General features: G+C 33.8%; 19 protein-coding genes. 9 read left to right on the top strand and 10 right to left on the bottom strand.

The window, feature by feature from the left end; all coding sequences use genetic code 11:
• Positions 1-117: 117 nt before the first annotated feature.
• From ilvB to acs, 4 genes are all read left to right on the top strand, one after another.
• Entirely contained in the window at positions 118-1,806 is a 1,689-nt protein-coding gene (gene ilvB, locus Q9Q97_RS04715) for a biosynthetic-type acetolactate synthase large subunit (RefSeq protein WP_306155159.1), read from the top strand.
• Positions 1,807-1,893: 87 nt separating this feature from the next.
• Positions 1,894-2,415, top strand: a complete 522-nt coding sequence (ilvN, locus tag Q9Q97_RS04710) for an acetolactate synthase small subunit (RefSeq protein WP_306155157.1) — start codon at positions 1,894-1,896, stop codon at positions 2,413-2,415.
• Between the two features lie 62 nt (positions 2,416-2,477).
• On the top strand, positions 2,478-3,947 hold the full coding sequence (gene ilvC, locus Q9Q97_RS04705; protein ID WP_306155155.1) for a ketol-acid reductoisomerase: 1,470 nt from the start codon (positions 2,478-2,480) through the stop codon (positions 3,945-3,947).
• A 490-nt stretch (positions 3,948-4,437) separates the two neighbouring features.
• Positions 4,438-6,345: an acetate--CoA ligase gene (gene acs / locus Q9Q97_RS04700; RefSeq protein ID WP_306155153.1), complete on the top strand. Its 1,908-nt coding sequence runs from the start codon at positions 4,438-4,440 to the stop codon at positions 6,343-6,345.
• Between the two features lie 189 nt (positions 6,346-6,534).
• Here acs and Q9Q97_RS04695 read toward each other — a convergent pair whose 3' ends face one another.
• The 4 genes from Q9Q97_RS04695 to Q9Q97_RS04680 all read right to left on the bottom strand — a co-directional run bounded on the left by Q9Q97_RS04695 (position 6,535) and on the right by Q9Q97_RS04680 (position 10,491).
• Positions 6,535-7,131, bottom strand: coding sequence for a 3'-5' exonuclease (locus tag Q9Q97_RS04695; RefSeq protein ID WP_306155151.1), 597 nt, complete (start codon positions 7,129-7,131; stop codon positions 6,535-6,537).
• Between the two features lie 3 nt (positions 7,132-7,134).
• Positions 7,135-9,048 carry a DUF294 nucleotidyltransferase-like domain-containing protein gene (locus tag Q9Q97_RS04690; RefSeq protein ID WP_306155150.1) on the bottom strand — a complete coding sequence of 638 codons (1,914 nt, stop codon included), beginning with the start codon at positions 9,046-9,048 and terminating at the stop codon, positions 7,135-7,137.
• Between the two features lie 556 nt (positions 9,049-9,604).
• Positions 9,605-9,988: a hypothetical protein gene (locus Q9Q97_RS04685; RefSeq protein ID WP_306155148.1), complete on the bottom strand. Its 384-nt coding sequence runs from the start codon at positions 9,986-9,988 to the stop codon at positions 9,605-9,607.
• 86 nt (positions 9,989-10,074) lie between these two features.
• A complete protein-coding gene (locus Q9Q97_RS04680) occupies positions 10,075-10,491 on the bottom strand; it encodes a hypothetical protein (RefSeq protein WP_306155145.1) in 417 nt (138 codons plus the stop codon).
• Positions 10,492-10,634: 143 nt separating this feature from the next.
• On the opposite strand from Q9Q97_RS04680, the gene Q9Q97_RS04675 reads away from it, so the two are divergent.
• Positions 10,635-11,864 carry a multidrug effflux MFS transporter gene (locus Q9Q97_RS04675; protein WP_306155143.1) on the top strand — a complete coding sequence of 410 codons (1,230 nt, stop codon included), beginning with the start codon at positions 10,635-10,637 and terminating at the stop codon, positions 11,862-11,864.
• 152 nt (positions 11,865-12,016) lie between these two features.
• Here the strand turns inward: Q9Q97_RS04675 and Q9Q97_RS04670 are convergent, their stop codons facing one another.
• The 4 genes from Q9Q97_RS04670 to Q9Q97_RS04655 all read right to left on the bottom strand — a co-directional run bounded on the left by Q9Q97_RS04670 (position 12,017) and on the right by Q9Q97_RS04655 (position 17,066).
• On the bottom strand, positions 12,017-13,282 hold the full coding sequence (locus Q9Q97_RS04670) for an NAD(P)/FAD-dependent oxidoreductase (RefSeq protein ID WP_306155141.1): 1,266 nt from the start codon (positions 13,280-13,282) through the stop codon (positions 12,017-12,019).
• 80 nt (positions 13,283-13,362) lie between these two features.
• Positions 13,363-14,697 (bottom strand): DEAD/DEAH box helicase, encoded by a 1,335-nt coding sequence (locus tag Q9Q97_RS04665; protein ID WP_306155139.1) that lies wholly within the window; start codon positions 14,695-14,697, stop codon positions 13,363-13,365.
• A 187-nt stretch (positions 14,698-14,884) separates the two neighbouring features.
• Positions 14,885-16,423: a DEAD/DEAH box helicase gene (locus Q9Q97_RS04660; protein ID WP_095929316.1), complete on the bottom strand. Its 1,539-nt coding sequence runs from the start codon at positions 16,421-16,423 to the stop codon at positions 14,885-14,887.
• A gap of 109 nt (positions 16,424-16,532) precedes the next feature.
• The gene (locus Q9Q97_RS04655) at positions 16,533-17,066 is read right to left on the bottom strand and encodes a DUF6155 family protein (protein WP_306155135.1); all 534 of its coding nucleotides are present in this window, start codon (positions 17,064-17,066) and stop codon (positions 16,533-16,535) included.
• A 179-nt stretch (positions 17,067-17,245) separates the two neighbouring features.
• Here Q9Q97_RS04655 and Q9Q97_RS04650 point away from each other — a divergent pair, with 179 nt between their 5' ends.
• Together Q9Q97_RS04650 and Q9Q97_RS04645 are read left to right on the top strand one after the other, a co-directional pair.
• Positions 17,246-17,530, top strand: coding sequence for a DUF3817 domain-containing protein (locus Q9Q97_RS04650; protein WP_306155133.1), 285 nt, complete (start codon positions 17,246-17,248; stop codon positions 17,528-17,530).
• Positions 17,523-18,779: a mechanosensitive ion channel family protein gene (locus Q9Q97_RS04645; RefSeq protein ID WP_306155131.1), complete on the top strand. Its 1,257-nt coding sequence runs from the start codon at positions 17,523-17,525 to the stop codon at positions 18,777-18,779. Before Q9Q97_RS04650 ends, Q9Q97_RS04645 begins: the two co-directional genes overlap by 8 nt.
• A 142-nt stretch (positions 18,780-18,921) precedes the next feature.
• On the opposite strand, the gene Q9Q97_RS04640 is transcribed toward Q9Q97_RS04645, so the two are convergent.
• On the bottom strand, positions 18,922-19,341 hold the full coding sequence (locus tag Q9Q97_RS04640) for a hypothetical protein (protein ID WP_306155130.1): 420 nt from the start codon (positions 19,339-19,341) through the stop codon (positions 18,922-18,924).
• Between the two features lie 101 nt (positions 19,342-19,442).
• On the opposite strand from Q9Q97_RS04640, the gene Q9Q97_RS04635 reads away from it, so the two are divergent.
• Complete coding sequence (locus tag Q9Q97_RS04635; RefSeq protein ID WP_306155128.1) at positions 19,443-19,844, top strand: glyoxalase; 402 nt, start codon at positions 19,443-19,445, stop codon at positions 19,842-19,844.
• A 385-nt stretch (positions 19,845-20,229) separates the two neighbouring features.
• Here the strand turns inward: Q9Q97_RS04635 and Q9Q97_RS04630 are convergent, their stop codons facing one another.
• Positions 20,230-22,206, bottom strand: coding sequence for a dehydrogenase E1 component subunit alpha/beta (locus tag Q9Q97_RS04630; RefSeq protein ID WP_306155126.1), 1,977 nt, complete (start codon positions 22,204-22,206; stop codon positions 20,230-20,232).
• Positions 22,207-22,396: 190 nt separating this feature from the next.
• Between Q9Q97_RS04630 and Q9Q97_RS04625 the strand changes: the two genes are divergently transcribed.
• Complete coding sequence (locus Q9Q97_RS04625) at positions 22,397-23,347, top strand: isopenicillin N synthase family oxygenase (RefSeq protein ID WP_306155124.1); 951 nt, start codon at positions 22,397-22,399, stop codon at positions 23,345-23,347.

Below are 23,347 nucleotides of genomic sequence, written 5' to 3'. Positions count from 1 at the left end.
CAATGTCAATGACAAAATTCAATTGCAATAAAGAATAAAATATCAAAAGTCAATTTAAAATTTGAATTTGATATTGATTTTTGACATTGCCATTGAAATTGATAAAAACAATATACTATGAAAATATCAGGGGCAGAAGCCGTTATAAGATGTTTATTAGCAGAAGGAGTAGATTTGATTTATGGTTATCCAGGTGGAGCTATAATGCCAGTTTACGACGAATTATATAAATTTCAAGATCAGTTGCACCACGTTTTAGTACGTCACGAACAAGGAGCAACGCATGCAGCTCAAGGTTATGCAAGAGCTACAGGAAAAGTAGGGGTGGCAATTGCTACTTCTGGGCCAGGTGCAACTAACTTAGTAACTGGTATCGCAGATGCTCAAATCGACTCAACGCCTATGGTTTGTATTACTGGGCAGGTTGGAAGACATTTATTAGGATCAGACGCTTTTCAGGAAACGGATATTATCGGAATTTCGACTCCGGTTACCAAATGGAATTTTCAGGTAACTGAAGCTTCTCAGATTCCTGAAATTATGGCAAAAGCTTTCTATATCGCTCGTTCTGGCCGCCCAGGTCCAGTATTGGTTGATATTACTAAAAATGCTCAGTTTGATGATTTAGATTTTAGCTACGAAAAATGTACAGGAATTAGAAGCTACGTTCCAGTTCCTAAATTAAAACAAGACAAAGTTGCTGAAGCTGCGGCTTTGATTAACAGCGCTAAAAAACCGTTGATCGTTTTTGGTCAGGGAATTATTCTTGGTCAAGCAGAAGCAGAGTTTAAAGCGTTTGTTGAAAAAACAGGAATTCCTGCAGCATGGACTATTTTAGGGCTTTCTGCACTTCCTACAGATCATCCGTTGAATGTTGGTATGCTTGGAATGCATGGAAATTATGCGCCAAACTTAAAAACAAACGAATGTGATGTTTTAATTGCCATGGGAATGCGTTTTGACGACCGTGTTACAGGTAAATTGAGCACTTATGCAAAACAGGCAAAAGTAATTCACTTCGAAATTGATCCTGCTGAAATCGATAAAAACGTTAAAACAGAAATTGCTGTTTTAGGAGATGTGAAAGAATCTTTAGCAGCACTTTTACCTTTGGTAGATCAAAAATCTCACGATTCTTGGCATAATGAATTTAAAGAATTGCATAAAATAGAATTTGATACTGTAATTAAAGACGAATTAAATCCGAGTGAAGATAAAGGAATTTCGATGGGAGAAACTATTGAAATGATCAACAAACACTCAAAAGGAGATGCAATTATTGTAAGTGATGTTGGGCAGCACCAAATGTTTGCTTGCCGATATGCGAAGTTCAATTCTTCTAAAAGTAATATTACCTCTGGTGGTTTAGGAACAATGGGATTTGCATTGCCAGCTGCAATTGGAGCGAAAATGGGTCAGCCAGAACGCGAAGTAGTTGCGATTATTGGTGATGGAGGTTTCCAGATGACTATTCAAGAATTAGGAACTATTTTCCAAACACAAGTACCAGTAAAAATTGTTATTCTAAACAATGAGTTTTTAGGAATGGTACGCCAATGGCAGGAATTATTCTTTGATAATAGATATGCGTCTACAAGAATGACAAACCCAAATTTTGTTGCGATTGCAGAAGGATATCATATTAAATCTAAAAAAGTAACACAAAGAGAAGATCTTGATGCGGCTGTAGCAGAAATGCTGGCTTCAAAAGATTCTTATTTCTTAGAAGTTATGATTGAAAAAGAGAATAACGTTTTCCCAATGATTCCAACGGGAGCTTGTGTTTCTGAAATTAGATTAAGCTAGAAAAAAGTTTCATGTTTCAAGTTTCATGTTCCAAGTTAAGCAAAACTTGAAACTTTAAACTTGAAACAAAATAAACTAAAAAACAACATGGAAGATAAAACATTTACCATATCGGTATACTCAGAAAATAACGTGGGTTTATTAAATAGAATATCGGGAATATTCTTAAAGCGTCACATTAATATATTAAGTCTAAATGTTTCAGAATCAGAAATAGAGAATGTTTCGAGATTTATAATCGTAGTAAATACGACAGAAAAATGGGTTCAGAATATTGTAGGCCAGATTGAAAAACAGATTGAAGTTATAAAAGCATTTTATCATACAGACGAGGAGACGATTTTCTTAGAAAATGCTTTGTTTAAAATTGCTTCAAGTTTATTGTTTGACGAAAAACAAATTCAGAACATTATTAAAGAAAGTCAGTCAACAATTGTAACGGTTTCAAGAGATTTCTTTGTGATTTCAAAGTCTGGAAGACGTCAGGAAATTGAAGAATTATACCAAAAGTTCAAACCATACGGAATTATGCAGTTTGTACGTTCGGGAAGAATTTCAGTTTCTAAAGAAAAAATGGAGATTTCTACCTTATTAGAAACCTTTAAATAATAAAATCTTAGTTATATATAATCAATTATTAAAATTTCATTTCATTAAATATTAAAACAAAAATGGCAAATTATTTCAATACATTACCACTTAGATTACAATTAGAACAATTAGGAGTTTGCGAATTTATGGAGCAATCTGAATTTGCAGACGGGATTGCAGCTTTGGCTGGAAAAAAAGTTGTAATTGTTGGTTGTGGAGCACAAGGTTTGAATCAAGGTTTAAACATGAGAGATTCTGGTTTAGACATTTCTTATGCATTACGTGCAGATGCAATTGCAGAAAAAAGAGCTTCTTATAAAAATGCAACTGAAAATGGTTTCACTGTAGGAACTTACGAAGAATTGATTCCAACTGCAGATTTAGTTTGTAACCTTACACCAGACAAACAGCATACAGCTGTGGTAACTGCTATTATGCCATTAATGAAACAAAATTCTACTTTGGCTTATTCTCACGGATTCAACATTGTAGAAGAAGGAATGCAAATTCGTAAAGACATCACTGTAATTATGTGTGCTCCAAAATGTCCAGGTTCTGAGGTGCGTGAAGAGTACAAAAGAGGATTTGGAGTTCCAACTCTTATTGCAGTTCACCCAGAAAACGATCCAAACGGATTAGGTTTAGATCAAGCAAAAGCTTACGCTGTAGCAACTGGAGGACACAGAGCAGGAGTTTTAAGATCATCTTTCGTAGCTGAAGTAAAATCAGATTTAATGGGTGAGCAAACAATCCTTTGCGGATTATTGCAAACTGGATCTATTTTATGTTTCGATAAAATGGTTGAAAAAGGAATCGATGCTGCTTACGCTTCTAAATTAATCCAATTTGGATGGGAAACTATCACTGAGGCTTTAAAACACGGTGGTATTACAAATATGATGGATCGTCTAAATAATCCTTCAAAAATTGAAGCTTACGAATTGGCTGAAGAATTGAAAGATATCATGCGTCCATTATTCCAAAAACACCAAGACGATATCATTTCTGGAGAATTCTCTAGAACCATGATGGCTGACTGGGCTAATGACGATGTGAACTTATTGAAATGGAGAGCTGCAACAGGAGAAACTAACTTCGAAAAAACAGCTCCACAAGAAGCTCCAATCTCAGAGCAAGAATATTTTGATAACGGAGTATTAATGATTGCAATGGTTAAAGCTGGTGTTGAATTAGCTTTCGAAACTATGACAGAAGCTGGAATCATTGAAGAGTCTGCTTACTACGAGTCATTACACGAATTGCCATTAATTGCAAATACAATTGCAAGAAAGAAATTATTCGAAATGAACCGTGTAATTTCTGATACAGCAGAGTACGGATGTTACTTATTCGATCACGCTTGTAAGCCGTTGTTAACTGAATTTATGAAAAAAGTAGATACTAATATTATCGGAAAACCGTTTTCAACTTCAAACGGAGTAGATAATACTGTATTAATTGCTGTAAACAAAGAAATCCGCCAACACCCTATCGAAGAAGTAGGAGCTTGGTTGAGAGAGTCTATGACAGCAATGAAGAAAATTGGATAATAAAAAATTGGGAATTTCCGCAGAATTGGATTCTGCGGAATTTGCACTGTATCAATGATTTGTAATATTTTGAATTAGTAAGCACTTATTAAGATAAAAGATATAGATGCATATTGCATTCACTTAACTTCAGTGAGAGAGTTAAGTGAAGCTAATCCCTAAAATGGGGTATGTTTTAATAAAAATATACTTGTTGAAATTTCTGTTTTAATTAATAAAGATGCTGCTATTTTCAAAATAGAGAAAAGTCTCGCAGTGCGGTTTACAATATTAATTGTTATTGAAATTTGTTAAATTAAAAAAGGCATAATATCTATCTGTTATGCCTTTTTTTCAGTTTCTAAAAAGGGTTTAAAAAATAAATTTTAAAACAAATGCAATAATTATCATACTTTATTAAATAAAAGGTTTTTTTTAATAAAATTTATGAATTAAATTATTTTACGGATACGTTCAGATTTAATACATTTATAAAAAAATTCAACAAACGATGAGCTATTACAAAATTGAAAATTTAGAACAATATTTTAAGCATTACAATAAATCAATAAGAGAGCCGAGAAAATTTTGGGGAAAAATAGCTGAAGAAAATTTCACATGGTACCAACAATGGGACAAGGTTGTTGATTTTAATATGGCTGACGCAGAAGTAAAATGGTTTACAGAAGCGAAGGTTAACATTACAAAAAACTGTATTGATAGACATTTAAGCAAAAGAGGAGATAAAACGGCAATTATTTTTGAACCGAATGATCCAAATGAAGAGGCTTTACATATAACGTATAACGAACTATACGAAAGAGTATCAAAAATGGCAAACGTTCTTCGCGAACAAGGTGTTCGCAAAGGAGATAGAGTTTGTATTTATTTGCCAATGATTCCAGAATTGGCTGTTTCGGTTTTAGCTTGTGCTAGAATTGGAGCAATTCACTCTGTTGTTTTTGCTGGATTTTCTGCATCGGCAGTTTCTGCGAGAATCAACGATTGCGAGTGTAAAATGGTAATCACATCAGACGGAGGTTATAGAGGAAACAAAACAATTGATCTAAAAGGAATTGTTGATGAAGCGCTAGAAACTTGTCCTTCTGTTTCAAAAGTATTAGTGGCAAAAAGAACGAATACTGATGTAAAAATGAAAGATGGCCGTGATGTTTGGTTGCAGCCATTATTAGACACTGCATTAGATAATAGTGTTGCAGAAATTATGGATGCCGAAGATCCGTTGTTTATTCTATATACTTCAGGATCAACAGGAAAACCAAAAGGAATGGTTCATACTACTGCGGGTTACATGGTTTATACAGCCTATACTTTTAAAAACGTTTTCAATTACGAAGACAATGACATTTTCTGGTGTACAGCAGATATCGGATGGATCACAGGTCACTCTTATATTTTATACGGACCATTATTGAATGGAGGTACAACTGTATTATTTGAAGGAGTTCCTTCTTACCCAGATTTTAGCCGTTTTTGGGATATTATCGAAAAACATAAAATCACACAATTCTACACGGCACCAACTGCAATTCGTTCGCTTGCAAAAGAAAGTTTAGATTACATTCAAAAATATCCTCTGAAATCACTTAAAGTTATTGGATCTGTTGGAGAGCCAATTAACGAAGAAGCTTGGCACTGGTTTAATGACCACGTAGGAGACAAGAGATGTCCAGTTGTAGATACTTGGTGGCAAACAGAAACTGGAGGAATCATGATTTCGCCAATTGCTTTTGTTACGCCAACAAAACCAACTTACGCTACTTTGCCATTACCTGGAATTCAGCCTGTTTTGATGGATGAAAAACGTAATGAAATTGAAGGAAACCAAGTAGTTGGAAGTTTATGTATCAAATTCCCATGGCCTGGAATTGCTAGAACTATTTGGGGTGATCACAACCGTTACAAAGAAACGTATTTCTCTGCTTTCCCTGGAAAATATTTTACAGGAGACGGCGCTTTAAGAGACGAAGTTGGATATTACAGAATTACGGGTAGAGTAGATGACGTTGTAATTGTTTCTGGACATAATTTAGGAACTGCACCAATTGAAGATGCAATCAACGAGCACCCAGCGGTTGCAGAATCTGCTATTGTTGGATTCCCTCACGATATTAAAGGAAATGCACTTTACGGATATGTAATTCTAAAAGAAACGGGAGAAGTGAGAAATAAAGAAAACTTGTCTAAAGAGATCAATCAATATATTGCGGACCACATTGGACCAATCGCTAAATTAGATAAAATCCAATTTGTTTCTGGTTTGCCAAAAACACGCTCAGGAAAAATTATGCGTAGAATTTTACGTAAAATAGCAGAAGGAGATTTCTCTAACTTTGGAGATACTTCAACTTTATTAAATCCAGAAGTTGTGGAGCAGATTATGAAAGAAAGAATTTAATGCAATACAGGAATAAAAAAATGCCTCTTAATTTTAAGAGGCTTTTTTGTTTTATAATAAGAAGAGCAATGCGGGACTTCGACTTCGCTCAGTCTGACAGCTTTTTGTTTTTCTATGTTCTTTCCTTCAAAAGTTACGTTACAAAACTTAAAAAAATCCTTATATGGCTTATATGGTTAAAACCAATTCCTATTTTATTCCCAAACGAGATTTCAGTTTCAAAAATAAAAGTCCGATTCTGTAAGCATCTTCAGAAGAAGAATTTCTGTCGCTTTTCGGAATTTTATAAATTTCGCATAAATCATCAAGTGAAAACTGTTTATCATTTATATCAGTCAATTTTCTATACATTACATCAACATCCAAAGCTTCGTTTTTTAAACGTCCACAATCTAGGCGTTCTAAAGCGGCATTAAGCATTTCGATATCAAAATTAATATGATGCCCAACTAAAATAGAATTACCTATAAAGTTAACAAAAGCTTCCAAAGCATCAGGCTCTGGCATTTTCATCATTTTGCTTTCTATGATAAATTCATTAGAAAGTCCGTTATCCTGCAGATATTTATATTGCAATAAAACAGTTTCGAAATTTTCCTTAATAACAATGCTGTTGTCCATTACCGAAAAGGCACCAAGTGACAATATAACATCCTTATCCGGATTTAATCCAGAAGTTTCAGTCGAGAGAACAACAAACTTATTAGGTTTGGTTTCGAATTTAGTTAAATAGTCTTTCCAGAAATCTGGATAGTCTTTATTGATATTTTTTAGCCAGTCTAGCATATTTTATGAGAATTGCGTCAATTGAAATTTACTTTTAATCAGTTCCTCCAGGTCTTTCATTGGGGACAATGCATTTTTTAATTTCTCTTTGTCAGATTTTGACATTTCTCTTATATTAATATATTGGCCAGAGTCGTCATTTTTTAATCCTTCAACAGTTCTAAATTTCGAAAGCGTTAAGAAAGCTTCTGCACAGCTTAAATAAATTTCGGCATTTTTAGAATCTGTAATTGCTAATTGTTTGAATCTCAAATAAGTATTCTGAATTCCTTTTATATTGGCATTTAATATCAACAAACGTGCTCCGTCAATTAATGGCATTAAAGCTCTTGTCTTAATGTCAAATTTATCTTTATGCGGACCGTCTTCTTCGGTAATAAATTTCTTGAAGAAGCTTAAAGGAGAATTTCTCTTTAAAGCGTCGTTTCCTAAAAAATCAAAGAATAAAGTATTGTTAACCGCATTCTTGAAAATCACACTTTCGATCGCTTCTTCAATTTTTGGTTCACCAAAAACAATTTCATAATCAAAGAAAATACTGCTCAAATCATTACTGTTTTCACCTGGAGTATTCATCCAGCTATTGTATTGTTTTGTCCAGTCACTCAATGATTTACACCAAAGCATATTGCTTCCCATGTGTCCGTTCGGACAATAATCGTAACCTACTTTTTCTAGGATAGAAGTAGTACGTTTGGCCAATCTTAAGAAATAATCTTTTACTTCTCTGTATTTTTCAGGAGTAACATCTTCAAAAATTAAAATGCTGTCTTGGTCAGTAAGCAATAATTGCTCCTTACGTCCTTGACTTCCAATGCTTAACCATGCAAAACGTGCAGGAGGGGAGCCTAAATCTAAAATAGACAATTCGACTGCTCTCTTAATAATGGCTAAGTTAATTTCACTCGCAATATTGCTTACGTGCGAAATCGGAATATTCTTTTGAATTGAATTCTGAATCAAATCAGATAGACGATCACGTATTTGTTTTAAGTCTTTTGGAAGCTGAGAACGCTTAATCTCTTTAATTAATACACCAGGGTTACTAGCTTGTGCTACAATAAGATCGTGCTCAGAAATAATTCCTTTTACAACAGATTTGCTTGTGCCGTCTTTGGTAACACATAAGTGAGTTACATTATGTTTTAGCATCAACAATTGAGCTTCAGCTAAAGACACATTTTCTAAAACCGTTACAACTGGAGACGACATAATTTTGTCGATAGTTTCGGTAATAGGATAGCGTCCGGTTGCAATTTTTGATGATAAATCGGCATTGGTAACGATACCAATAGGGTGATTTTTTTCGCAGATTATAATGTTGTCTAACATAGAATCTGTCATTAAAATAGCAACGTCTTTAATTATAGAACTCGCTTGAGTTGTTAGTGGCGAATTATTATAGTTAAGTGACTGAATATATTGCATTTCTGTCTGCTGGTCAATATAATCAGCATCAGAAATCAGCTTGCCATTCGAGTTCATGCTGTCTTTGGTGTGACGCGAATTTACAGCGAAACTCTCCAGCAAGAAATTTAAAACATCAGAATTGTTGGCTACAAAAGGTCTAAATACAGCGATCGGAATAGCATAAATTATACTTTCTTCACGCGCTTTAGCCGTCATCATGTAGTTATTTTTTGCAAAAAACGGGCGCAAACCAAAAATATCGCCTTCATGACACTTATTCAAAATGGTTTCTTCAGCGTCGGCAATAGTCGTAAGATTAATGACACCAGAAGCTACAACATAAAAGTTTTCATGAAGCGGATCGTTATTTTGAAATAATACCGCATGCTTTTCTAAATTAATGACACGAATATTCGTAGCAATATCTGATAATTCCTGGAAAGTTAAATTATCAAATGGTTTGTATTCTTTTAAAAAATCTGCAATATGCTCAGCAACTGTATTCATATATGTGATAATTTATTTTTAAAGTATCGAATGTAAAAATAGTAAAATAAAGTCTTACAATGAAAGTATCTTTAGCAGAAACTAATTATTTTAAAGAAATGTTAAAAGATAATGGTAATAAGACCTGAAAAAGCTTTTATGTTTTAAAAAAATGAATAATTCGGATTGTCAAAAATGGCGAATTGATTTATTGCATAATAAACCATTCAGAACTAAACTGATGATTTTGCGATATTTGAAAATTTTTAAAATTTAAAACCGTACAGCGCATTTATGGACAACTTGAATTACTATAAATCTTTTAATCAGATACGCTGAAATTTCAATATTTGAAAATATTTTAAAAATAAAATTATTCAGCGTATTTATGAGATTTGAATATTTGAGTTTTAAAAATTTAAAATGCGACTGAACAGAAGTATGGTAAATTAAGTTTCAGACAAAATGAAAATTTTCAAACTAAAAGCTATATAGTGTATCATAGGGCAGTTTTCGAAATATTCTATTTTACATAATATAAATTATAGGTCAAATAGAAATAACTCCGAGAAGGAGCTTATTCGTATAATTTCTTCAAAATCATCTCTTTTGGTATTAGATCGCCTCCGCCACTTTTGGTGAACTGCATTACGTTATCTTCTACAAATAAAACGGCACTTGATGTAATTCCGTTTTTATCTTTAAATTTTATCTGAGCTTTATCGCCATGCGGATACACATGTCCGGAAACTTCCAAAATTCCAGAATTCAAATCTTTGTGTTCGCTCGTAACTTCGGCGGTTCCAAAAATCTTATAATTAGATTGTGCAATCGTAATCGTAAAAATGAATTCTTTCTTGCAGTCTTTGCATTTTTCGTTTCCCCAAGTTCCTGAGAATTTATTTTGCTGTGCAAATGATTGCAAGGAAATTATAAATGCCAGGAAAAGAAATTTTTTCATTGTAGTTTGTTTTATTAAAATCTGAATCAAATATAAATCAAAAAAGCATCACAAGTTTGCGATGCTTTTTCTAAATTTTAGAAAATTTATAATTTTTTCAAATAAACCGATTTTCCGTTTAATGATACGTCAATCTGGTTTGTTTTTTCATTAAAAGTTGTTCTTAACGCATTTCCGTTAAAAATAGTCACATCACCATACACGTGACCTGCCTCAGATGATGTATAATCAAATTTCACCTTTTTATTTCCTGGCTCAATCCCTAATTTGTAACTTGAAAATTTTGTGCCTCTTAAATCAAAATCCTGTTGCGAATCGATAATTTTTCCGTCTGCATAAAAATTGGTAACCGATTTGCTTAATGTAATGTCTGGATAATACTGGTTTACTTTTTTCAAGAGCTCGTATTGTTCTGTACTAGCTTCTTCTTGTTTTGATGTAATGGTTTGTGCAAACGACATTGATGTGCATAAAACTGCTAATAGTAAAAGGTACTTTTTCATAATTTTAATTTTAAGATTAATAAATAGTTATGCCGAATAATGCTGGCAATTACTTTAATTTATTGTTATAAACTTCTTCAAGTTCTATAACAAGATATGAAATCTTTACCTTTGCAAAAAATTATAAGCCCTTTTTTAAGAAAATGACAACAAAAAAATATATTCAGCTTATCCTGATATTAGGTTCTTTAACAGCTCTAGGTCCGTTCTCAATTGATATGTATTTACCTGGTTTCTCGGGAATTGCAAAAGATTTAAATACCACTGTTGCCAAAGTTTCTATGAGTTTATCCAGCTATTTTATCGGAATTTCAGCTGGACAATTGCTTTATGGACCTTTATTAGACCGTTTCGGACGTAAAAAACCTTTGTTTATTGGGCTTTTAGTCTATATTTTAGCTTCTTTAGGATGTATTTATGTGGCTGATATTGATAGTTTTATATTCCTTCGATTTGTACAAGCTGTTGGTAGCTGTGCCGCAACGGTTGCTTCTGTAGCGATGGTTCGAGATTTATTTCCTGTAAAAGATATACCAAAAGTATTTTCTCTTTTAATGCTAGTTGTTGGGCTTTCTCCAATGCTGGCGCCCACAATTGGCGGTTATGTTACCGAAGATTTAGGCTGGCATGCCGTATTTTTTATTCTGATGTGTATGGGAATTGTAATTCTGGCCGCTTCACAATTCGGACTTCCAGATACTTATAAACCAGACACTTCGATTTCATTAAAACCAAAACCGATTATTTCTAATTTTCTTTCTGTTTTAAAAGAACCACAATTTTACACGTATGCCTTTACTGGAGCAATCGCTTTTTCGGGATTGTTTTCTTATGTGGCGGCTTCACCTCTAGTTTTTATGGACATTTACAAGGTTGACGCTAAAACGTACGGATGGATTTTTGCTCTTATGTCCGTTAGTTTTATTGGATCTAGTCAGTTGAATTCGATGCTTTTAAAGCGATTTTCTAGCGAACAGATGATTTTCGGGGCCTTGATTTCGCAATCTTTTATCAGTATAATATTTTTGATACTTGCTTTGAATGATCTTTTAGGATTGTATCAAACTATCGGAATGTTATTCTTGTTTCTAGCTTGTCTAGGAATTTCAAATCCAAATACGGCAGGATTAACGCTAGCTCCTTTCGCTAAAAATACCGGAAGCGCTTCTGCCTTAATGGGCGCAATTCAGCTCGGAATCGGTGCTTTGGCTTCATTTGCAATTGGGGTTTTCGTAAAAAACTCTGTAATTCCAATGGTTGCCATTATGACGACTACAACTATTACAGCCTTTCTTATTTTAAATATCGGGAAACGTTTTATTAAACAAAAAGTAGAATTATCGGATAGTGATGATGTTATGATTGGGCACTAAATAATAAATTCCAAATATTTTAAAAATTCCAATCTTTTAAATTCCAAACTCCAAACTTCTTGTGAATATCTTAAATGTAAAAAAGCCTAAATCAAAATGATTTAGGCTTTTCTATTGGAATTTGGAATTTAAAAAATTGGAATTTTATTCTTTTAGTTTTGCGTTTTCTTATCCGGTCTGATGATCATTCTAAGTGATTGATCTTTTGCGAAATACGCGACCATCCAGTTCCAGAATGTATTTAATCTGTTTCTGTACGTTATTAATGAAATTAAGTGGATAAAAAGCCAAATGATCCATGCGAAAAAGCCTTTAAAATGCCATTTCGGGCTTGGTAAATCTACCACAGCTTTAGCTTTTCCGATAATAGCCATAGAACCTTTGTCTTTGTAAGCAAATGGTTTAAGCGGTTTATTAGTAACCATTGCTTTAAAATTCTTAGCTAAATTTAATCCTTGCTGAATGGCAACTTGAGCAACTTGCGGATGTCCATCTGGAAAATTTTGATCGCCAGATGTAATAGCTGTATCACCAATAGCGTAAATGTTTTCAACACCATTTACTTTATTGTATTGATCTGTTGCCATACGTCTGCCTCGACCATAACTTTCTTTCGGAATTCCTTCAAAAATTTTAGCAGATACTCCAGCGGCCCAGATTAGATTTCTGGTTTTTATAGTTTCTCCGTTTTCAAATATTACCGTATCATCTACGTAATCCACAACTTTAGTGTTCAGTTTTACTACAACACCAAGTTTAGTTAAAGCATCTAGCGTATCTTTTTGAGATTCTTTGCTCATAGGCGACAGTAAGGCATCTCCTCCATCGACCAAATAAACATTACTTGCTGATGTATCCAATTCTGGATACTCCTTTAAAAGGATATTTTTACGCATTTCAGCAAACATTCCAGAAACTTCCACTCCTGTTGGTCCGCCTCCAGCGACTACAATTGTCAATAATTTACGTCTTTTACGCATATCTTTGCAAATCGCAGCTTTTTCTAGATTTTTAAGCAACGTATTACGCATTACGATGGCATCATTTAAGGTTTTCATCGGAATGGCGTTTTTCATAACGTTTTCCATGCCAAAATAACTCGTTTCTGCTCCAGTGGCAAAAACCAGATAATCGTAATCCAATTCTCCGTTGCTCAAAGTAATTTTCTTTTCAGCAGGAGAAACAGAAAGTAATTCGCCTAAACGAAATTGTAGATTTTTTTTGCCTGCAAAGAACTTTCTAAAAGGATAACTAATGCTCGATGGCTCTAAAAATGCAGTGGCAACCTGATATATAAGTGGTGGGAAAAAGTTATAATTATTCTTGTCTACAAGAGTTACTTGTATTTGAGGCTGATTTACAAGCTCTTTCGCTAGATTAAGTCCTGCAAATCCTCCTCCAATAATGACTATTTTCATATATATTGTATTAAGTAGGATTATAAAATAATTCCTTATAAATATACAACTTTAATATACAATGACAATTGTCATATTTATTACTTTTTGAATTTTTTAACTGTTTTTTCAACTATATCGATTTTGTTCTGTAAGACATAACTTGCCATTAGTTTCTCGATTAGTTCCTCTTTCGTTAAATGATGAAAAACAGTTTTTACGCGTGTTTTTAAATCTTGCGAAAGTTCGTGATTTGGTTTTGTTTTGAAGATTTGTTTTGCCCATAAAAGCATATTATTTTCTTCCAAACTTGCTGCTGAAGGTTTTTTGAACTCAGAAAATTTAATTCCTAATTCTCTTTCAAAGTCGGTAATTTCAAAAACTTCTTCTTGCTGTAAAACGGTTAACGAAAGCCCTTTTGCCCCTGCCCTTGCAGTTCTTCCGCTTCGGTGAACGTAATTTTCGTAAGTGTCAGGAAGGTGGTAATTAATGACATACGAAATTTCTTTTACGTCGATTCCTCTCGCAGCCAAATCGGTTGCCACTAGAATATTAATATGCCCTTCTCGGAATTGCTCCATAATTCGATCGCGAATTCCTTGCGTTAAACTACCGTGAAGTGCTCCAGAAGAAAATTTATTGATCGCTAGATTTTTAGCCAATTTATTAACTGCGGCTTTAGTTTTACAGAAAATAATTCCTCTTTCGCCTTCTCGTGAATTCAAGAAATGCATTAAAACGTCCAATTTTTCAATAGGATCAACCACAATATATTCGTGATCGATTCCTTCGTTTCCAACAGTTTCCATGTTGGCGCTTATCTGAACTACATTTTTATTCAAATAATTCTGAATCAGCTGTTTTATAGTTCCAGGAAGCGTTGCAGAAAATAATAAAGTGCGGTGTTTTTTAGGCAATTCAGCAACAATTTCGTCTAAACTTTCTTTAAGGATAGAAACCATTTCGTCAGCTTCGTCCAAAACTAAATATTCCGCTTGTTTAATGTTGATGGCTTTTCGTTGAATCAAATCAATTAAACGTCCAGGCGTTGCCACTACGATTTGCGCGCCTTCTTTTAGTCTTTCGATTTGCGGTTTTATTGGAGTTCCCCCGCAAATAGATGCGATTGATATATTTGGAATGTATTTTGAAAAACTTTCCAAATTTCTAAAAATTTGCTGCCCTAATTCTCTTGTTGGAACTAAGATTACCGCTTGAACTTCAGCTGATTCTGTATTTACCAATTGCAACAATGGCAATCCGAAAGCGGCTGTTTTTCCTGTTCCTGTTTTGGCTAAACCTACAATATCATGAGTTTCGTCCAAAAATAACGGAATTGTTTTTTGTTGAATTTCTGTAGGTTCAACAATATTTAATTCGCTTAAAGCTTTTAAAATTGGAGCCGAAATTCCTAATGCTGAGAATGGTTTAGACATGTTTTATATTTTAGATTTCTGATTTTAGAGTTTAGATTGTTTTTAATCAGAATGTTTTGTTGTTGTTTTAAAAAAGGAAAATCTTTGTCAAAGTTATAAACTTTGACAAAGATCATATATTAATTTATATTTTCTGGCATCACAACTTGAAACATGAAACCTGAAACAAAAAAAACTTAAAAAATTATCAATCTGGTTCGTTCATGATTTTCTCACGATATTTTTTACCGATTAATAAGGTCAATCTCTGTTTGTAATCGTCAACCAGCCATTCGCGGTAGTTTTTACTGCATTGGCTCAAACATTTAGAATAACGTTTGATACGGTCTTCAATATCATCTTCCAATTCTTTTGCAAGCATTTTAGCTTCTTGAAGTGTTTCTGTATTGTCTACGCACATTCCCGCATGCTGGTCTAAAGATTTGTCTAAAACCACTTTAGAACGAAGATTCTGTTTGATGATTAATTTATGTTCTTCATCCACATCAAAACTAACATCGGCTGTTTTGCTGAATTTTGCACGCAATTCTGGTGGCATGCTGTATTTAAAGAACATTTCGATTTCGTGATCATCACGCAAGTTTTCTAAATAGAATTCTGGCGATTTAAAAATGTGCTGCCAGTTTACAGGATCGCTCCATAAACCAAAACGCGCTGCATTGTTTCCTAAATCGATAACTGTAAATTCATCTTTTCCAGGCAATTTACGAGATCCACGGCCAATCATTTGGAAATATAGAGTCAACGATTTTGTAGCTCTGTTCAAAATAATCGTTTCTACAGTCGGTTCGTCAAAACCAGTTGTCAAAATTCCGACAGAAGTCAAAATAGCATCTGGAGTCTTTTTAAACCACTGTAAGATATCTTTACGCTCTTCAGAACTGCTTGTATTGTCTAAGTGCCTAATATCGTAACCCGCTTCTCTAAATGTTTCATATACATATAAAGATGTATGAATACCGTTGTTGAAAATCAACGTTTTCTTTCCTAAAGAACGCTCTGTATACGCATGAAGCAATTTTTCCTGCATCAAAGTATTCGTATATAAATCGTCTGAAGATTTTACCGTATAATCACCGTTAATACCCACTTTCAACGAAGTCAAACCAACATCGTAGCTATACGTAGTTGCTTTTGCCAAGAAACCTTTCTCGATCAATGATCCAATCGTGTCACCAACAATAAGTTCATTATAACTTTGGTGCATTGGCAATTTTATGTTCGAGCTCAAAGGCGTTGCTGTTACTCCAAGAATAAAAGCGTTTTTGAATGAGTTTAATAATTTTCTAAACGAGTTATAGTGTGCCTCATCAATAATAACCAAACCGATATTGTCCAAATGAAGTTTTTCATCATTAATACGGTTTTTTAAAGTCTCAACCATCGCCACAAAACAAGAAAAATCATTCTGATCTGGCAATTCTTTTACCTTACTGTTGATTATTTTGTTTGTAACGCCAAAACCTGTTAACATTTTTGAAGTTTGTTTACAAAGTTCGATACGGTGCGTTAAAACAACCACTTTTTTATCATTATGAGATAAATAGCGGCGAACGATTTCAGAAAATATCACTGTTTTTCCTCCTCCCGTAGGAAGCTGATACAGTAAATGATGTTTTGGAGGAGCATTGTCTAAACGGTCAAAAATAGCGTCTATGTCGCCTTTTTGGTATGCATAAAGTTCTTTCTTCTCTTCTCTTTGTATTTCTAAAGTGTTTTGAGACATTGTTTATTTTTGGATTTTTGCAAAAATACACCGAAAAAACAGTTATTCATCTTATTTTAACCTAAAATAAATATTTTTTTTAAATAAAGATTTTTTATGAGAAGGGCATTTAGTAGTCGATTTTCTCCAAAATTGCCTCAAAATCGTACTTATTTTTCCATTTTTGCTCTACAGTTTCGGTCTGAATTGCATTAATTCGCAATTTAAAATCGTTAAAAATTCCGTTTGAAACGATAAAATTGACTGCTTGCTCAAAAGAATTTAGGATGCTTTTGTAAAATAATTCCTGCTTAATGAAGTTTTGCGAAGAAAACGTTTGCGCAATTTCGATATTGTAAAGCATAATATCGGCAACAACATACGAATCGACACCCAACATTATAAAATGCTTAATTAACTTCTGGGCAACCGATCTTCTCATTTTGGCTTTCGGGCGCCATTTTGCTCCCGGTTTTTTGATCGGAAAATATTCGTGCGAGATTTTAACCTTTGCTTCCTGCAGCAATTTGTCTTCTTTCGGATTAAAAACAAAATCATAATACACTTTTACAGGAGCAAATTTCTCATACAATTCTATCAATTGTTCTTCTAACTGCTCTTTAGTTAATTCGCCTAAATACTTTTTTAAATCTCTTTTGCTCATACAGTAAAGATAATTTTCAAATTTTTAAATTCCAAATTCCAATTTTACTTGCTGTCCTACTTTGTCAAAGTTTACGAATGTATTTATAGGACAAAAAAGCATTTTATTTTCAACTTTTAAATCCTAAAATCAAACCATAATGCCTAATTTTGCTGCTGTAAAACTTAAAAAATACATACATGCTCAAGCTTTTCAAAATCACTGCCATTTTAGAGGGAATCTCTTATTTAGTGTTATTTGCTAATATGTTGATTATCAAAAACAACAATCCTGAACTTTACCATACATTATTACGTCCGTTAGGAATGACACACGGTGTTCTATTTATCGGATACATTCTTTTAGCCTTTTTATTGAAAAAATCCATGAATTGGGATTTAAAAACTTTTGCAATCATTTTAGTAGCTTCTCTTATTCCGTTTGGAACTTTTTATATAGAGAAAAAGTATCTGGAAAATGCATAAGCTTTTGGAGAAAATATTCAATTTTTTATACCCTCTATTTAGAGATTGGGGAATGAGCCGCAATTTTGCGTCTTATACCAGCCTGATCTTTAATATTGCTATTTTAATAGCGCTCGCTTACATTATTTATTATGCTGCCAAATTTCTTTTAGTAACGCTGACTGCTGTTTTTGCTCAGCGAACTAAAACCAAGTTTGACGATTATTTAATTCAAAACAAAACCACTAGATATACGGCTTATTTAATTCCGTTTTTCTTTATCTATAAAGCGGTTCCCGTTATTTTAGATAAATACGAATATTGGGAATCGATGTTCGGAAAAATTGTCGGCATCTATATTGTATTGTTGGGACTATGGATTGTTCGAACGGTTTTTAATTCGTTACGCGATTATTTAAAGCAGAAACCAGAATACAGCGATAAACCAATCGATAGTTTCGTTCAGGTTATCATGATCGTGCTTTGGATTTTTGGTGTTGCCATGATTATTTCGACTTTATTCGGAATCAAGAAAGGCGAATTGCTAACGATTTTAGGAACGCTTTCGGCTATTATCATTTTAATTTTCAGAGATACTATTCTTGGGTTTGTTTCGAGTGTTCAGGTTGCCATAAACGATATGGTTCGTATTGGCGACTGGATTACAATGGATAAATTTGGTGCCGATGGAGATGTTATCGAAATCAATTTGACAACTGTAAAAGTTCGAAATTTCGACAATACCATTACCACGATTCCAACGTATGCTTTAAGTTCTGATTCGTTCCAAAACTGGCGCGGAATGCAGAATTCTGACGGAAGACGTATTAAAAGACATGTTTTGATAAAAAGCAGTACGATTCGTTTTTTAAATGACGAAGATTTGCATCAATTGAAAAAAGTACAGCTTATTAGCTCTTATATTGAAAGCCGTCAAGCGGAAATTGATCGCTATAATGATCTTAGAGGAATTGATAAAACGCTTTCGCTAAATGGCCGAAACATGACCAATTTAGGATTGTTTAGAAAATATGTCATGCAATATCTACACGACCATCCAGGCTTGAATAAGAATATGCACATCATGTGCCGACAGTTGCAATCGACTGCACATGGAGTTCCGTTAGAAATTTATGTCTTTTCAAGCGATAAACGCTGGGCCAATTACGAATATATCATGGCTGATATTTTCGATCATGTTATGGCTTCAGTAAGATATTTTGATCTTGAAATATTTGAATTGCCTTCTCAGATTGGGCATTTGGATTGATTTTTACCGCAAAGACGCAAAGGCAAACGCAAAGTTCGCAAAGTTTTTTAGACAAAGCTTTGCGAACTTTGCGCTTTTAGAAGATATAGTATATCAAAAAACTTGCGTGCTTTGCGGTAAAATCAACGCAAGCCACGTCAAACTATTTCTTAATCTCTTCAAAAATGAAATTTGGATTTTTATAGCTCAATGTTCCTGGATAAAAGCAAGGAAGATTCATATACGTTCCGATTGCGCCTTTTCCTTGGATAAGCTGTTTATCCTTTTTCAGTAAAGCCAACGGAATTCTTTTCCAGCTTCCGCCTTGCGAAATAAAATGATAATCTCCTCGCAAAGTATCACCATTTATATTGCCGCGAACATCTCCAGAATCCTTTCCAATTTTATTGTAGAAAATTTCATAGCGTCCAAAAAAACGTTTTTCGCTGATTTTTAAAGCTAAAACCGCGCTATCTTTTCCGTTTACGGACTGATAATGCACCTCTTTGTAACTGTTCTCTTTTGAAGTACAAGAAATGATCAGGAATAAACTGGAAAGAATGAGAATAAAATAAGTCTTCATAATATATTTTTTCAACCAATAATGGTTTATAAGTATTTTACATTTAAAACAAAAATAGACTTTTAGTATTTTATTTTTCGCTAAATTTAAATAAAAACCCCATGGAAGATAGAGATACTTTTTTAAGAGAATTCAGAGGCGAAACTTTAGGAACCGTAAGCGCTCAATCTTCACCAGATGAGATCTTTCAAAACCAAACGATTAGGCCTATTCTGAAATTGCAAAACGATTTGTTTATAGCCGTTTTTATAAATTATATCAATAAAAACAAACGAGATTTCTATTCTTATTCAGTAGAAAAGAAACTCCAAACTATTGAAAACTCCATTCAAAAAGATATTAAATTCAGAAATTCATTAAAAGGAATCGTAATGGCTCTTTTTACAATTGATGAATACGATACTTATATCCAAAATTCATCTAATTTAAATAAGAGAATGATGAATTTGGTTATTGAAAGGCTTAAATCTCAGGTTCAGTTATTTGAAGTAGAAGTTAAATAGAGGTTCTAAGCTATTAAGGTTCTAAGTTTTTCTACTCTGAATCATACTGCTTAGTGTTAAAAAAAGCCACAGATTATAAAGATTAAATGGATTTCAAAATATAAACCCGACAGGTTTCGAAAACCTGTCGGGTTTAAAATCTAGCTTTGCGATCTTACTCAGCGCAATGATAAACGCAAAAACTTAGAAAAAACTTAGCGTTCTTGCGTAAAAAAAAGCCACAGATTATAAAGATTAAAGGATTTCAAAATATAAATCCGAGAGGTTTCAAAAACCTGACGGGTTTTAACAAATCCAGCTTTGCGATCTCATTCAGCGCAATGATAAACGCAAAAGCTTAGAAAAAACTTAGCGTTATCTGCGTTAAAAAAATACACACAAAAGCTTAGTATTTTAAAAGCTCTTTCAAAGCAATTTCAAATCTATTTCTCGGCAAAAACTGATCTTCCAATGCTTTAGTAAACGGAATCGGAGAATCTAAACTCGCTACACGTTTTACTGGAGCGTCCAGATATTCGAAGCAATTTTCCATAATTAAAGCTGAAATATCACTTGCAATTCCACCAAACATAGTGTCTTCTTGATAGATAATCGCTTTTCCAGTCTTTTTAACCGAAGCAAAAATAGTTTCAGTATCCAAAGGCTGTAAAGTTCTTAAATCAATTAAATCAGCATCAATTTCTGGGTTGTTTGCCAATGTTTCTAAAGCCCAATGAACTGGTGCTCCAAACGAAATAATAGTAACCGATTTTCCTTCTTTCACCAAAGCGGCTTTACCTAAAGGAATAGTATAATAGTCTTTTGGAACATCTTGATAAATACTGCGGTATAATAATTTATGTTCGAAAAATAATATCGGATTCGGATCGTTAATTGAAGTGTTTAAAAGTCCTTTTGCATCATAAGGAAAAGCAGGATAAACCACTTTTAAACCTGGAGTTTTAGTAAACCAAGCTTCATTAGTTTGTGAATGAAATGGCCCAGCTTGTGTTCCTCCGCCGCAAGGCATTCGAACCACAACATCGGCTTTTTCGCCCCAGCGATAATGTGACTTTGCCAATAAATTTACTATCGGATTAAATCCAGTAGAAACAAAATCAGCAAATTGCATTTCTACAATGGCTTTGTATCCATTTATAGACAATCCCATTGCAGTAGAAACGACAGCACTTTCACAGATTGGCGTATTTCGAACACGGTCTTTTCCAAATGCATCTACAAAACCTTCTGTAATTTTAAAAGCACCGCCATATTCTGCAATATCCTGCCCCATAATCACAAGGTTTTTATGGCGCCACATAGATTGCTCTAAACTGTTTCTAATAGCATTTATAAAACGGATGTTTTCTACTTCTTCTCCGTGAGTATATTCTTCATAGTCAAAAGGTTTGTAAACATCATCTAGTTCTCCGCTGTAAGTTGGTTCAATTTCAGGTTCGGCATTTGCCATTGCCCAATGTTCGTCGATTTCCTTTTTGATTTCAGCATGAAACTGTTCGTCCAACTCAGCAGTTAAGATTCGGTTTTCGGTCAAATATTTTCTGTAATTGGTTACTGGACCTCTCAGTTCCCATTGATCCATTAAGTCTTGAGGAACATATTTTGTACCACTCGCCTCTTCATGCCCACGCATTCTGAAGGTTTTAAATTCCAATAAAACTGGACGTGGATCTTCCTGCATTTCCTTTTTTAGCTGAGACAGTTTATTATAAACTTCCACAATATTATTTCCGTCAATAATCCAGCTTTCAATTCCATAACCAATTCCTTTATCAGCAAGGTTTTCGCAAGCATATTGTTCGTTAGTTGGTGTCGAAAGTCCGTAACCGTTATTTTTAATAATAAACATAACTGGGAGTTTCCAAACAGCTGCAATATTTAAAGCTTCATGAAAATCGCCTTCGCTTGTTGCACCTTCACCAGTAAAAACAGCGGTGATTTTTTTATTGTCTTGAAGTTTATTCGCAAGCGCAATTCCGTCAGCAATTCCTAATTGCGGACCTAAATGCGAAATCATTCCGATAATATTATATTCTTGAGTTCCAAAGTGAAAACTTCTGTCACGACCTTTTGTAAAACCATTTGCTTTTCCCTGCCACTGCGAGAATAAACGATGAAGCGGAATTTCTCTTGTTGTAAAAACTCCAAGATTTCGATGCATTGGAAGTATGTATTCTGATTGGTCTAAAACAGCAGTAACTCCTACAGCAATAGCCTCTTGTCCTATTCCCGAAAACCATTTGGAGACTTTTCCCTGACGAATCAAGATGAGCATCTTTTCTTCAATCAGTCTTGGTTTTAGTATTTTTTTATATAAATCTAATAATTGAGCGTCAGTGAGGTTTTGTCGGTAAAAAATCATGTAATTTTTTGTTTTTTAGTGTTTCAAATATAACAATTTGCGTTAATTTTATTGGTTTTGAAAATAAAATTTTAATTCGCAACTAGCTTTTAATGCCTGAGCGTAAGATTATTTTCTAAAATATTCTATACCTTTGTTAGCGATAAGGTACTTATGACACCTTTCTTTCTTTAAATAAAAAATGTAAAGTATGCAAAACATTCCTAGTGTAGACTTACGTGATTTCCTTTCGGACGACCCGAAACGTAAACAAAAATTTGTAAATGAAATCGGCAGTGCATTTGAAAACATTGGCTTCGTAGCCTTAAAAGGTCATTTCCTTGATGATCAATTGGTGAACGAACTTTATGGTGAAATTAGAAACTTTTTCGCCTTGCCAATAGAAACTAAGCATAAATATGAAATTCCTGGAATTGGCGGACAAAGAGGTTATGTTTCTTTTGGAAAAGAACATGCTAAAGGCCGTAAAGAAGGAGATTTGAAAGAATTTTGGCATTTTGGTCAATACGTTGACAAAGATTCAAGATGGGCTTCTGAATACCCAGACAATGTTGAAGTTACCGAATTACCACGTTTTAATGCAGTTGGTAAAGAAGCGTATCAAAAACTAGAAAAAACGGGTGTTTATGTTTTAAGAGCTTTGGCTTTACATTTAGGTTTGGATGAGTTTTATTTTGATGAATATGCAAAAGAAGGAAACTCTATTTTAAGACCAATTCACTACCCTCCTATTACTTCTGAGCCAGAAAACGCCATTCGTGCAGCGGCTCACGGCGATATCAACTTGATTACATTGCTGATGGGAGCTCAAGGTAAAGGATTACAGGTTCAAAACCATGACGGAGAATGGATTGATGCTATTGCTGAAGAGGACGAATTAGTAATTAATGTTGGAGATATGCTATCTCGACACACAAACAATAAATTAAAATCTACAATTCACCAAGTGGTAAATCCGCCGAGAGAATTGTGGGGAACTTCACGTTATTCAATTCCGTTTTTCATGCACCCTGTAAGCGATATGCGTCTGGACTGTCTAGAAAACTGTATTGATGCAGAAAATCCAAAGAAATTTGAAGATATTTCTGCGGGTGAGTTCTTGTACGAACGTTTAGTAGAATTAGGTTTAATTAAAAAATAA

Origin of the sequence: Flavobacterium sp. DG2-3 (assembly GCF_030730925.1) — a bacterium.
Classification (GTDB): Bacteria; Bacteroidota; Bacteroidia; order Flavobacteriales; family Flavobacteriaceae; genus Flavobacterium.
The sequence above is the reverse complement of the archived record's forward strand: the minus strand, read 5'-3'. Positions and strand labels throughout refer to the sequence as shown.

Coding starts and splice junctions, on each gene's coding strand:
- Q9Q97_RS04675 (WP_306155143.1), top strand. CDS start 10,635: ATGACAACAAAAAAATATATTCAGCTTATCCTGATATTAGGTTCTTTA.
- Q9Q97_RS04655 (WP_306155135.1), bottom strand. CDS start 17,066: ATGAGCAAAAGAGATTTAAAAAAGTATTTAGGCGAATTAACTAAAGAG.
- Q9Q97_RS04680 (WP_306155145.1), bottom strand. CDS start 10,491: ATGAAAAAGTACCTTTTACTATTAGCAGTTTTATGCACATCAATGTCG.
- Q9Q97_RS04625 (WP_306155124.1), top strand. CDS start 22,397: ATGCAAAACATTCCTAGTGTAGACTTACGTGATTTCCTTTCGGACGAC.
- ilvB (WP_306155159.1), top strand. CDS start 118: ATGAAAATATCAGGGGCAGAAGCCGTTATAAGATGTTTATTAGCAGAA.
- ilvN (WP_306155157.1), top strand. CDS start 1,894: ATGGAAGATAAAACATTTACCATATCGGTATACTCAGAAAATAACGTG.
- Q9Q97_RS04695 (WP_306155151.1), bottom strand. CDS start 7,131: ATGCTAGACTGGCTAAAAAATATCAATAAAGACTATCCAGATTTCTGG.
- ilvC (WP_306155155.1), top strand. CDS start 2,478: ATGGCAAATTATTTCAATACATTACCACTTAGATTACAATTAGAACAA.
- Q9Q97_RS04650 (WP_306155133.1), top strand. CDS start 17,246: ATGCTCAAGCTTTTCAAAATCACTGCCATTTTAGAGGGAATCTCTTAT.
- Q9Q97_RS04635 (WP_306155128.1), top strand. CDS start 19,443: ATGGAAGATAGAGATACTTTTTTAAGAGAATTCAGAGGCGAAACTTTA.
- Q9Q97_RS04660 (WP_095929316.1), bottom strand. CDS start 16,423: ATGTCTCAAAACACTTTAGAAATACAAAGAGAAGAGAAGAAAGAACTT.
- Q9Q97_RS04685 (WP_306155148.1), bottom strand. CDS start 9,988: ATGAAAAAATTTCTTTTCCTGGCATTTATAATTTCCTTGCAATCATTT.
- Q9Q97_RS04645 (WP_306155131.1), top strand. CDS start 17,523: ATGCATAAGCTTTTGGAGAAAATATTCAATTTTTTATACCCTCTATTT.
- Q9Q97_RS04630 (WP_306155126.1), bottom strand. CDS start 22,206: ATGATTTTTTACCGACAAAACCTCACTGACGCTCAATTATTAGATTTA.
- acs (WP_306155153.1), top strand. CDS start 4,438: ATGAGCTATTACAAAATTGAAAATTTAGAACAATATTTTAAGCATTAC.
- Q9Q97_RS04690 (WP_306155150.1), bottom strand. CDS start 9,048: ATGAATACAGTTGCTGAGCATATTGCAGATTTTTTAAAAGAATACAAA.
- Q9Q97_RS04670 (WP_306155141.1), bottom strand. CDS start 13,282: ATGAAAATAGTCATTATTGGAGGAGGATTTGCAGGACTTAATCTAGCG.
- Q9Q97_RS04640 (WP_306155130.1), bottom strand. CDS start 19,341: ATGAAGACTTATTTTATTCTCATTCTTTCCAGTTTATTCCTGATCATT.
- Q9Q97_RS04665 (WP_306155139.1), bottom strand. CDS start 14,697: ATGTCTAAACCATTCTCAGCATTAGGAATTTCGGCTCCAATTTTAAAA.